At 53.7% G+C, this 12078-nt stretch carries 8 protein-coding genes and 1 other RNA gene; 7 read left to right on the forward strand and 2 right to left on the reverse strand.

Features of this window, described 5'->3' with window-relative positions:
• Nucleotides 1-39: 39 nt before the first annotated feature.
• Both RUMCAL_RS12195 and RUMCAL_RS12200 read right to left on the reverse strand, forming a co-directional pair.
• Nucleotides 40-1047: a PhoH family protein gene (locus tag RUMCAL_RS12195; protein WP_021683242.1), complete on the reverse strand. Its 1008-nt coding sequence runs from the start codon at nucleotides 1045-1047 to the stop codon at nucleotides 40-42.
• A gap of 184 nt (nucleotides 1048-1231) precedes the next feature.
• Nucleotides 1232-2314, reverse strand: a complete 1083-nt coding sequence (locus tag RUMCAL_RS12200; protein WP_040648166.1) for a hypothetical protein — start codon at nucleotides 2312-2314, stop codon at nucleotides 1232-1234.
• Between the two features lie 332 nt (nucleotides 2315-2646).
• Between RUMCAL_RS12200 and gap the strand changes: the two genes are divergently transcribed.
• The 7 genes from gap to ssrS all read left to right on the forward strand — a co-directional run bounded on the left by gap (nucleotide 2647) and on the right by ssrS (nucleotide 11978).
• A complete protein-coding gene (gap, locus tag RUMCAL_RS12205; RefSeq protein ID WP_021683244.1) occupies nucleotides 2647-3684 on the forward strand; it encodes a type I glyceraldehyde-3-phosphate dehydrogenase in 1038 nt (345 codons plus the stop codon).
• 253 nt (nucleotides 3685-3937) lie between these two features.
• Entirely contained in the window at nucleotides 3938-5260 is a 1323-nt protein-coding gene (locus tag RUMCAL_RS12210) for a leucine-rich repeat protein (protein ID WP_040648167.1), read from the forward strand.
• A 77-nt stretch (nucleotides 5261-5337) separates the two neighbouring features.
• Entirely contained in the window at nucleotides 5338-7884 is a 2547-nt protein-coding gene (locus tag RUMCAL_RS12215; RefSeq protein ID WP_021683246.1) for a leucine-rich repeat protein, read from the forward strand.
• 89 nt (nucleotides 7885-7973) lie between these two features.
• The gene (locus RUMCAL_RS12220; protein ID WP_021683247.1) at nucleotides 7974-9491 is read left to right on the forward strand and encodes a glycoside hydrolase family 43 protein; all 1518 of its coding nucleotides are present in this window, start codon (nucleotides 7974-7976) and stop codon (nucleotides 9489-9491) included.
• A gap of 107 nt (nucleotides 9492-9598) precedes the next feature.
• The gene (locus RUMCAL_RS12225) at nucleotides 9599-11185 is read left to right on the forward strand and encodes a peptidoglycan D,D-transpeptidase FtsI family protein (RefSeq protein ID WP_021683248.1); all 1587 of its coding nucleotides are present in this window, start codon (nucleotides 9599-9601) and stop codon (nucleotides 11183-11185) included.
• A gap of 158 nt (nucleotides 11186-11343) precedes the next feature.
• Nucleotides 11344-11667 carry a DUF1292 domain-containing protein gene (locus tag RUMCAL_RS12230; RefSeq protein WP_040648168.1) on the forward strand — a complete coding sequence of 108 codons (324 nt, stop codon included), beginning with the start codon at nucleotides 11344-11346 and terminating at the stop codon, nucleotides 11665-11667.
• 107 nt (nucleotides 11668-11774) lie between these two features.
• A non-coding RNA gene (ssrS, locus tag RUMCAL_RS15185) (6S RNA) lies at nucleotides 11775-11978 on the forward strand.
• Nucleotides 11979-12078: the final 100 nt, after the last annotated feature.

The raw sequence follows: 12078 nt of genomic DNA on the forward strand, positions 1-12078 counted from the left end.
AGTCGCCAGATGCTCTTTGTGCGGTATTGCCTTTCAAATTCAGTGTTTTCCGGTATCTTTCCGGTCGGTGTGTTCCGGCTTCCGGTGGGCTTGCTTTTGTTCTGCCGCTTCGTAGGCACGGATAATGTCCTGTACCAGCTTATGGCGGACAACATCGCGGTTGGTGAACTCGCAGATCGCAATGTCATTGACCTTTCGCAGAATGCGGGAGGCGATGACCAGACCGCTTTTCTGCTTGTCCGGCAGGTCGATCTGCGTGGTGTCGCCGGTGATCACCATGCGGCTGCCGTCGCCCAGACGGGTGAGGAACATCTTCATCTGTTCGCCGGTGGTGTTCTGTGCCTCGTCCAGAATGATAAAGGCGTTGTCCAGCGTTCTGCCACGCATGTACGCCAGCGGGGCAACTTCAATAGAGCCCCGTTCCAGATGCCGCTGGAACGCTTCTGCTCCCAGCATTTCAAACAAGCCGTCGTACAGCGGACGCAGATAGGGGTCTACCTTGTCCTGTAGATCGCCGGGGAGAAATCCCAGTTTTTCGCCGGCTTCCACCGCAGGGCGGGTGAGAATGATCCGGTTGACCTCGTGCCGGCGGAATGCCCGCACTGCCATAGCCACTGCCAGATAGGTCTTGCCGGTGCCGGCAGGCCCCAGCCCGAATACGATTGTATTTTCGGCAATGGCACGGACATAACTCCGCTGTCCCACGGTGCGGGTGTGCACCGGTTTTCCGGCGGCAGTCAGACAGACGGTGTCATCATCTGCCAGTTCCGCCAGCTGTCCGGCAGAACCGGCATCGACCATATCGGAAACATAGTGAATGGACTGGGGCGTGATCGCCTGTCCGTTGGAGATCATTTGCAGCAGAGCCGTGACTGCACCGGCAGCAAGTTCCACCTGTGCACCGTCCCCCTGTACCCGCAGTTCTTCTCCGCGGCAGATCATACGAACGTGATACCGCTGCTCCAGCAGCTTGAGGTTTTCGTCAAAGCTGCCGCATAATGTCTGAAATTGGTTTGTGTCTTGTATTGAGATCAGTCGTTCTGCCATTCCGGAATCCGTTCCTTTCCCCAGTTTGCTACAGCGGCAACATCGCACAAGTTTTGTGCGGTGCTGCCTATCCTTTCCTATTATAGCATAATCTTTGTGAAATGTGAAATGGTATTTTGTTGTTTTAACAAAAAATTCAGGAATCACTGCAAAAAGCAGCAACGCCTGAATTGAAAAGCCTATTTTAGTAGAACCGGTACTCGGAAATATCTGACAAAAAGATCTGGTATAAGGAGAACATTCCGTCGTCCAGTGTGGTGCGGCTGCTCTCCAGGGACAGGAACGATGTATGTTCATACAGCGGAAACCGCAGGGTGTACTGCCACATTTCCTCCGCGGCGGAAAACAGAACGGCGGCATGATACGTGCGGCAGAATTTTTGCACGATCTGTTCCTCCGGAGAGGGAAAGTGTGTGTCATAGAGATGTTCCGTCTGGCTGTGCCGGTGTGCCGGCGGCTCGGTGCCGTCAGAAACTGCCGTGCACCGCAGCACCACCTGATCGCCCTGCTGTTCCGTCTGCCACGTCAGGCGGGAGATCTCCGGACAGTGATCCCGCAGATACAGCACCATGCAGAGCAGACAGATCTGTAACCGCCGCCGATTGGCGAAAATGCAGAGTGGTTTTTCGGCATCGGCTGTCATTTTTAGTGCTTTTCCCAGTACCATACGACACGATTCGACAAAATTCGACAATTCGCGGTCCAGAAAAAGAGCTTCGCCCGAAAGCTCGTTTTTTTGCACATATTTCAGCTGTTCCAGCCAGAGCACAGAAGGACGCATCAGCCGGCAGCAGTTGCCCTGGATGATGTTCAGCTGTTCCATTTGTTCTTCCAGCACCATGCGGGGGATCTGGTCGCCGTTTTCCTCCAGCGTCTGATACAGTCCGCTGACGGCGTTGGAAATGCCGAAGATCTTCTGCCGCATGGCAGCGATCCGGTTTTCCGTTTCATGCTGCTTGTCGGCATCGCTCCAGAGAAGATCGTCTGCCGGCTGGCTGTGGATCTGCACCAGTATTGCCGGTTTTTCGCCGTACTGCCGCGGCTCCTGCCGGACGCAGTACAGACTGCCGCCCTGCCGAAGCAGAAACATGCCGTCCTCCGGTGCACCGCTTTTATGATAGCGGGGCAAAGAGCTGTTCTGCGGTTTCTGCCGGACTGCCGCGGCATCGTTCTGCCAGAGCAGCGTGCCGTCCGGGGCATAAAAAAGAATGGCGTCTTCAGACTGCTGACACCATTTCTGGATCTGCTGTAGTTCCTCTTGCTGCATGGGCGTTCTCTCCTCCTCACTGCATGATGCTTTTGTCATTATTCTATGCTATTATTATACTACATATTTCAGAATAGGCAAATAAAAAAAATGATAATTTTGTCCACTTTTTAATTTTTGTGCAGTTTTCACAAAATATGCTTTCCTTTTTTGCGGAAAACGTGGAAAATAAGAGAACTTGCTATCCTTGCCCCTGCTTTTTTTGCGAAAGTGCTTGAATTCTTCTCCGAAATGGTGTAAAATAAGAGTATCAAGGAATCCGCTGGGAGAAAATCGGGCTTCGGTCCGGCAATTCCGCCGGTGTTTTCCTAAAAACTAGGAGGTAATTTCCAATGTCAGTTAAAGTTGCTATTAATGGTTTTGGCCGTATCGGTCGTCTCGCATTCCGCCAGATGTTTGGTGCAGAAGGCTATGAGGTTGTTGCAATCAACGACCTGACTAAGCCGTCCATGCTGGCTCACCTGCTGAAGTATGATACCGCACAGGGCGGTTATGCAGGCAAGATCGGCGAGAACAAGCACACTGTTTCTGCTGATGACGAAGCTGGTACTATCACTGTAGACGGCAAGACCCTGAAGATCTATGCAAAGGCTAACGCTGCAGAGCTGCCGTGGGGCGAGATCGGTGTTGACGTTGTTCTGGAATGCACTGGTTTCTACACTTCTAAGGCTAAGGCACAGGCTCATATCGATGCTGGTGCAAAGAAGGTTGTTATCTCTGCTCCGGCTGGTAACGATCTGCCGACTATCGTTTACAATGTAAACCACAACACTCTGACTGCTGATGACAAGATCATCTCCGCAGCTTCCTGCACCACCAACTGCCTGGCTCCGATGGCTAAGGCTCTGAATGACTATGCTCCGATCCAGAGCGGTATCATGAGCACCATTCACGCTTACACCGGCGACCAGATGATCCTGGACGGCCCGCACAGAAAGGGTGACCTGAGAAGAGCAAGAGCTGGTGCTGCAAACATCGTTCCGAACTCCACCGGTGCTGCTAAGGCAATCGGTCTGGTTATTCCGGAACTGAACGGCAAGCTGATCGGTTCTGCACAGCGTGTACCGGTTCCGACTGGTTCCACCACTATCCTGACTGCTGTTGTCAAGGGTGCAGACGTAACTGTTGACGGCATCAACGCTGCTATGAAGGCTGCTGCTACTGAGTCCTATGGCTACAACGAAGAACCGATCGTTTCTTCTGACGTTATCGGCATGAAGTACGGTTCTCTGTTCGATGCAACTCAGACCATGGTTTCCAAGATCGCTGATGATCTGTATGAAGTACAGGTTGTTTCTTGGTACGACAACGAGAACAGCTACACCAGCCAGATGGTTCGCACCATCAAGTTCTTCGCTGAACTGGCATAAGTTCGCGTAGCGTTCTGAACGGACAGGTTTCTGTTCGTTACCACATTGCAAAAGAAGCGGCATGGCGGTTTCGTCATGCCGCTTTTTATATGCCCTGTCGGTGTTCCCTGAAAAAATCTGCAAAAAATGATTGACGTATCTGTTTCCAATATGGTATAATAAAAATGAGAAAATGAAGCACTGTGTAAAGCCTGCTGACAGGTTTTTCACAGCGTTGACAAAGCATTGGGACAGAAAGGCAGGTGAGGGATCCTTGCGAAAGATCGGACGGAAAAGTTTGTTCGTTTTGCTGGCGTTGCTGCTGGTGATCGGCTGCTTTTCCGGTATGTGTCCGGTTTCAGCCGCGGGAAGTGCGGATCTGAAGATCTATCAGGACACCATTTATTACACGGTTTCTGCGATGCACGAGGTGACGATCAAAAGTGCCCGTTCAGCAGTGACCGAAGCGGTGATACCGGCGGAACTGGACGGCTGTCCGGTGACAGAGATCGGCGAGTACGCGTTTAAAGACTGCACGCGGCTGAAGCGGGTGGTTTTGCCGGACACGATTCGCCGGATCGGGGAATTCGCCTTTAAGGACTGTTCCCGCCTGACAGAACTGTCCATTCCGGATACGGTTTCCGAGATCGGCTGGGGTATTGTGCAGGGTACTTCGTGGCTGGAAAACCAGACCAGCGATTTCGTATCAGCCGGACAAGGGATCCTGCTGGCGTACACCGGCACGGAAAAAGATGTGACTGTTCCGGATACCGTGCGTGCGGTCGGCGGCTATGCCTTTGACGGCTGCACCACGGTGGAAACGGTACAGCTGCCGTCTTCGCTGCGTTCGATCGATGCGTTTGCATTTTCCAATTGCATCAACCTGCGGCAGGTGCAGATCGCGAACGGGCTGGAATCCATCGGCGAATATGCGTTTCACTGGTGCGTTTCGCTGGAACAGATCGAACTGCCGGACAGCGTGAAAAACGTCGGCGGTCATGGATTCAGCTATTGCCGGTCGCTGCGGAAAGTGCGTCTTTCGCAGGCAATGACACAGATCAGCAACACTCTGTTTCAGGGGTGCAGCAGTCTGACGGAGATCGAGCTTCCCGAAAACATCAAAACGATCTACAACTATGCCTTCGACGGCTGTGCCGCACTGCAAAAGATCGTGCTGCCGGCAGCAGTGGAGGAGATCGGAGCCAGTGCCTTTTCCGGCTGCGGCAGTCTGGAACAGCTGGTGATCCTCAATCCGGCGTGCCGTATCTATGACACGGAACAAACGGTAAGTTCAAGCACCTGTATCAATGGCTTTGCGAATTCCACTGCGGAGATCTACGCTCGGAAATACAGCCGGCAGTTCCGGCCGATCGACCGGCAGCGTGGCGATATGGACGGTGACGGCAGTCTGGACACATCGGATCTGTTTTTGCTGCTGTATCTCTGTGCCTGTCGCGGAGCCGGTGTGCAGACAAATCCCACCAGTGTGGAGCTGTACTGTGCGGATTATAATGCAGACGGCAAAATTGACAATCTCGATGTCTACGACCTGATGATGCATCTGGCAAAGGTTGGTGCGGGATTGGCGGAAAAATGATTTTTATGAAAAAGAATGGATCGCCCCCTTGCGAATGTTGGGGGCAAACAGGTTGAAAAGAAAGGAAGTGTTCCGCAATGCGGAAAAATCGTTGGAGAAGGTGGACCGCGTTCCTGCTGGCAGTGTGCATAAGCATTTCTCTGGTACTCGGGACAGCACAGGGGATAGGTGCTGCCGCAGAATCCAGCCAATCGCAGGAACAATTATTCAACGGTATCTATTATCAGACAGATGATGCGGGAAACGCTGTGATTACCGGCATGGAAGGGAATTTTTCTGTGCTGGACATTCCGTCCAGTATCGACGGGTATCCGGTGACTGCAATTTCCGAATCGGCATTTCAACAGAAAACCGCCCTGAAAAGCGTGACGATACCGGACAGCGTGACCACCATAGGCAGCAGTGCATTTCGTGGCTGTACGGCTTTGAAAACGATAAAGGGCGGCAGCGGGATCACCAGTGCCGGCTCCTGTATCCTGGAGGGGACCGCGTGGCTGCAAGACCAGACTGATGATGTGGCAGTGCTCTCCGACAGAGTGGCAGTTTCCGCAAAAATCGGACTGAAAACCGCAGTGGTGCCGGACGGTGTGGCAGTGCTCTGCAATACGCTGTTCAGCGATCAGACTGCTCTGACGGAAGTGCAGCTTCCCGCCAGCCTGACGTATATCGGCAAAGGTGCATTTATCGGTTGTAACGCTTTGGAAAAGATCTTTTTGCCAAATCAGGTGCAGTCTGTTGGTGTTTCGGCATTTCGCCACTGCACCAGCCTGAAAAGCATTCAGCTGCCGGATGAGCTGCTCTTTGTTGGCTCCGGAGCATTTCAGAGCTGTTCTGCACTGGAAACCGTACAGTTCAACGAAAAATTACAGGTGATCTCCCAGAGTGCCTTTCAGGACTGCACGGCTCTGCGGCTGGCAGTTTTGCCGGAATCGCTGCAGCTGCTGGAAAGCAGTGCATTTCAGGGCTGTACTTCTTTGAGCATGGCGGTGCTTGCTGGCAGTACGTTGCCGGAGATTCCGGAAAATGCGTTCAGCGGCTGTTCCATGCTGGAATATGTCACAATGAGCAATTCTGTCAAAAAGATCGGGGCAAGTGCGTTCAGCAACTGCATCAATCTGCGGAGCATGACGTTTTCCCCTGCACTGACTGAGATCGGGGAATATGCATTTTCCATGTGTACTAGTCTGAAAAATCTGACCATACCGGAAACGGTGGAAACTGTGGGAAAAGATGCCTTTTTCAATTCAGGCTGGAGTTTGCAGCAGTCCAGCAGCTGGAAGATCTGTGACGGTGTACTTCTGGAATACTGCGGAGAAGCCAGCGAGATCGTCATTCCGCCTACGGTGCGGCTGATCGCTACAGGATTTTTGTGCAGTGATGCGGCTCCGGTTTCGGTCACGCTGCCCTATGGCATGATAAGAGTGGCAGACGGAGCGTTTCAGGGCTGTGAAACCATAGAAAAGGTGATCTTCTCAGACAGCGTGACAGAGATCGGCAATGCCGCATTTCAGGACTGCACCTCGTTGAAAAACCTAGTGGACATGAACGCCATACAGACGATCGGCGACAATGCCTTTGAGGGCTGCACCAGTCTGGTGAATGTAGTGCTGCCGGATACGCTGACAAAGCTGGGCGTGGCGGCGTTTCGCAGCTGCTCCAGTCTGACTGCTGTGAAATTTCCGGTAAATCTGACGGAACTGCCGGAGGCGGTGTTCTATAAATGCGTTGCACTCAGCACGGAAAACGGCAGCATGGATCTGTCGAATTCGTCCCTGCAAATCGTTGGCGGTGATGCATTCGGCGGCTGTGAGAATCTGGACAACCTGACATTTCCGGCATGCTTCACCACCCTTTCGGCAAATGCGTTTTACGCACATGTGCACAAGCAGAGAACGGTGACATTCTCCGGCAATGCCTGCACGCTGCCTGATGAAGCAGGTATCTTTCCGCGGGATACGGTTCTGAGAGGGCAGAAGAACTCTCCGGCACAGACCTATGCGGAAAAGTACAGTCTGGAATTTCAGGCACTTCCGGATGAAACTCCCGCTTCGACCACGACAGCCAGGACAACGACAACAATAGTAGAACACACCACCAAGAGAAGCACCAGCAAAATCGTAACAACTACCGAAGCCACCACAAAGACAATGCCTGTGACCACAGTGACCCTGCCGCCGTATATCACGGTGCCCACCACGCTGCCAACCACGACAACGGAAAGCAGCACTACGGAATGGAAAACCATACCGATTCCCACCGGCACGACCGCAGCAGCTTCTGTAAATACCACCACAGAAAATGTTACCACGACAACCACGGTGTCTACTGCTCCGGTACCGGTGCGGTATATCAAGGGTGATGTGGACAGAAATGCCAGCATCGACAGCACCGACCTGTTCCTGATCCTGTACGCCAGTGCCCGCATCGGTGCCGGCTATCCGATCCTGACGGACGGCACGCTGAGCGATTGGGAGATCGAAAGCATGGACGTAAACGGTGACGGTACCATTGCAGCAGACGATGCGTATGCGGTGCTGCTGTACTGCGGACTGGAGTCCGTGGGAAAACACCCCACGTCGCTGGACGATTTCGATTGGGAAAACAACACCATTTATACAGGCTAAAATAGGATATTCCAAAGGAAATAAGAGAAACGCCGCATAAAGTCGAATTATCAGCTTCATGCGGCGTTTTCTCGGAATGGAGAAAAAACATGCAGTATCAAAACCCGATTTTATCCGGATTTCACCCAGACCCCAGCATTTGCCGCGTGGGAAAAGATTTCTATCTGGTGACCAGTTCTTTCGAGTATTTCCCCGGGATTCCGATTTTTCACAGTCGGGATCTGGTGCACTGGGAGCAGATCGGACATTGCCTGACGCGGAACTCGCAGGTGTATCTGGTGACAGGAGCACCCAACTGTCTGAACATCTACGCTCCGACGATCCGGTATCACGAGGGGACATTCTATGTTGTGGTGACCAATGTCACCGGCGACAATCACGGCAACTTTATCGTCACGGCAACCGATCCCGCAGGCGAATGGTCCGAACCGATTCCGCTGCCCTTTGCCGGAATCGACCCGTCCCTGTTCTTTGACGATGACGGCAAGGTGTACTATCTGGGTACAGACGGCGGCATTTATCTAAGCCAGCTGGACATTGCCACCGGAGAAGCCATTGGCGAAACCCACGCCCTCTGGCAGGGCACCGCCAACAATCCGGAGGGGCCGCATCTGTACAAGATCAACGGCATGTACTACTTGCTGCTGGCACAGGGTGGCACGGAGCTTTGCCACATGGCAGTTCTGGCACGGAGCAAGTCCATTCTGGGGCCCTATGAGCCGTGCCCGCACAATCCGATCCTGACCAATATCGGCAAAAACCTGCCCATTAAGGCAGCCGGTCACGCCGATCTGGTGGACGATGCCGACGGGAACTGGTGGGCAGTTTGTCTGGGCAATCGTCCGCTGGCGTATCCGTTCCGCCACAATCTGGGACGGGAAACCATGCTGGTGCCGGCTCGTCTGGAAAACGGCTGGTTCTATCTGGGTGAAGATCGTGCAGTGCTGCCGGAATTCACAGTAGAGCACGCTCCCGCAGAGGAGATTCCCGCAGGCTATGCGGCATGCAGTGCGGTGACAGATGATTTCCGCGGTGACAGTCTGCACCTGATGTGGAATTACATCTATAATCCGGTGGAGGGCTTGATACAGCAGACCGCATCTGGCTTACAGATGCACGGCAACGAGGTTTCCCTTTGGGAAGATGCTCCCAAGGCGTGGCTGGGACGGCGGCAGGAACACTTCTGCTGTACTGTCGAAGCAGACCTGCATTTTATACCGCAGCAGGAGGGGGAAGAAGCCGGTCTGACTGTGTACATGAATCCGGCACATCACTATGAGATTGCCCGCACCATGCGGGACGGCAGGGACTGTGTGATTTTGCGGCGGCGGATCGGCGGACTGTGTGCCGTAGAGCAGGTGCTGCCGTACAGCGATGAAACCATGACCCTGCGGCTGGAATGCAATCGGAATCGCTACCGGTTCTCGTTCCGCACGGCGGACGGCACAGTGCAGCCTGTAGGCTCCGGCGAAACCCAGTATCTGACCACAGAGGCAGGCGGCTGTTTTACCGGCAATTACATTGCCCTGTACGCTTCCGGAAACGGCAAGCCGATGACGACCACTGCGACCTTTACCCGTTTCTCTTACCAGCCGGAAGCAGAATAATCACTTGCTTCTACATCTACAGTACACCATGCAGATATGCTGTATGGTGTATTTTTTTGGCATGAACGCGGCAAAGCGGGGCATACTTTCCTTGGGAGGAAAGTGCGATGCGAAAACTGAAAAATCGTCTGGCAGTGCTGCGGCTGCTGTTGGTGCTGCTGTTTTGTGCGGTTGCCGTATATCTGGCGTGGCTGATGCAGAAGCCGGAACTCCTGCAGGCTGCCGCCGGACAGGGCAGCTACACCTGTACCGCCGGAACAGCTGCCGGCACGATCTACGACCGGAACGGTGTGCCGCTGGTCAATACCAGGTCTGTCTGCACCGCAGTCGTCAGCCCTACGCCGGAGGCGGCGGAGGCTCTGCTGCCCCATGTACTGGACGCGGAAGCGTTTTACGAAAAGCTGGCACAGGGGAAGCCCTTTACCTGCACGGTGGACACAGCGGACATTGCCTGTCCGGACGTGACTGTGCTGGAGATTCCCCAGCGGTACACCACGCCCCAGCCGGCACAGCATGTCATTGGCTATACGCAGGAGGGGAAAGGCGTTGCCGGACTGGAATCCGCCTATGATGCAGTCTTACGCGGCGTGGATTCCCAGTGGAGCGTGACTTTTTCCGTGGACGGCAAAGGAAAGCCGCTTGCCGGCGAAGCGGCTCAGGTCCGTTACGGTGCCAATCCGGTGCAGGGCGTGATGACAACGCTGGACATTCGGATGCAGCGAATCTGTGAAACTGCCGGTGCATCACTGCAAAAGGGCTGTGTGGTAGTCATGGACGTGGAAAGCGGGGACATTCTGGGGCTTGCCAGCTTTCCCGGCTACACGCCCGATGCACTGGGAGAAGCCATGCAGGATCCGGACAGCCCCATGATCCAGCGTGCCCTGTACGCCTATCCGGTGGGGTCGATTTTCAAGCTGGTGACGGCAGCCTGTGCCTATGAAAACGGTGCGGAAACGGCGTTTCAGTGGAACTGCAACGGGGCGATTTCCATTGGCTCCCAGCGGTTCCGCTGCCACGACCCGCAGGGGCACGGACTGCAAAATCTGGCAGATGCCATGCGGAATTCCTGCAATCCCTATTTTATCGCACTGGGGCAGACGTTTTCCGGAAAGGAACTGCTGGAAACGGCAAAGGCTCTGGGCTTCGGGACGGAAACGGTGCTGACCTCCAACATGATCGGCTCCAGCGGGACACTGCCGACATTGCAGCAGCTGAAACTGCCGGCGGAGCAGGCGAACTTTTCGTTCGGACAGGGCGTTCTCACGGCAACACCCCTGCAAATCACCCGTATGACCTGTGCCATTGCCGGAAACGGTACCCTGCCGGCTGTGCGGCTGGTGCGTGGCGTGACGGAAAACGGGCGGACAGTGCTGCGGGAGGAAACGGGACTTTCTGAAACCGGCATTTCTGCGGACACGGCACAGTTTCTGCGGCGGCTCATGTGCTACACGGCGGCGGACGAGGATTTTCAGGGCATGCCTGCCCATGTTTCCATGGGAGCAAAAACCTCTACGGCACAGACCGGCAGGGTGGACGAATCCGGAGACGAATACTGCCATGGCTGGGTGACGGCGTTTTTTCCGGCGGACTGCCCGCAGTATGCCGTGACGGTACTGGCGGAGGACGGCGGCTATGGCAACCAGACTGCCGCACCGGTGCTCCGGCAGATCGCGGCGGCGATCATGAGGCTTTGAACATTCTCTTGGGCAATACCGCCAGACGCTCTTTGTGCGGTATTGCCCTGGTGAAATTGTCCGGTTCGTCTATTGACACGCCGTGGAAAATCGTGTATAATAGAAGCAGGGAATTGTTCCCGAAACAAACGCCGCTATGGCAGATTGGAGTTTTACCCATGGCAGATGAAAACATGATGGATATGGATATGCAGGGCATGCTGTATACTCTGGAAGACGAAGAAGGAAACGAGCAGGAATTCGAGGTTCTGGGCGAACTGGAATATGAAGATGCAACATACTGTGCACTGGTTCCGTACCATGAAAATGAAGAAGACATGCTGAAAGACGACGGCGAATTTGTCATTCTGAAGCGGGAAACCATTGACGGAGAAGAAATGCTCTGCACCATTGAGGACGATGACGAATATGATGCAGTAGGCAACATGTTCCTCCAGTATCTGAACGACATGTTCGACGAGGAGGACGAAGAGGAAGCGTAAGCACTTCCGGTTGACGGTAGAAAAATTTTCACAAATTTCCTATTGATTTTTGGGAAAGATAGTGCTATAATAAACATAGAACGAAACCGGAAGAAGCATTCCGGTTGGCATTACTGCCCAGTGCGAGACATTGCGGTTTTTATAATCCAACACTCCTTTATAGGGAATCTGACTCCGTCTGTGGATTGCAGACCTCCTGCTTGCGGCAATGACCGTAACGGACGAAGGGAGCGTGAAGCAGAAGGGAAGATACCCACCTTGCTAGATATAGCTTGGTTTTATTCGCTGCAAGACGGCTGGGTGGTTTTTTGAAATCACAAGGCACTCTGTGAGAGATCACGGAGTGCCTTTTCTTTTTCCGCGAGATGTTTCCACATGGAAATCAATTTTCAAAAATATGTTGATTTAAAT

Source organism: Ruminococcus callidus ATCC 27760 (assembly GCF_000468015.1).
Taxonomy (GTDB): domain Bacteria; phylum Bacillota; class Clostridia; order Oscillospirales; family Ruminococcaceae; genus Ruminococcus_C; species Ruminococcus_C callidus.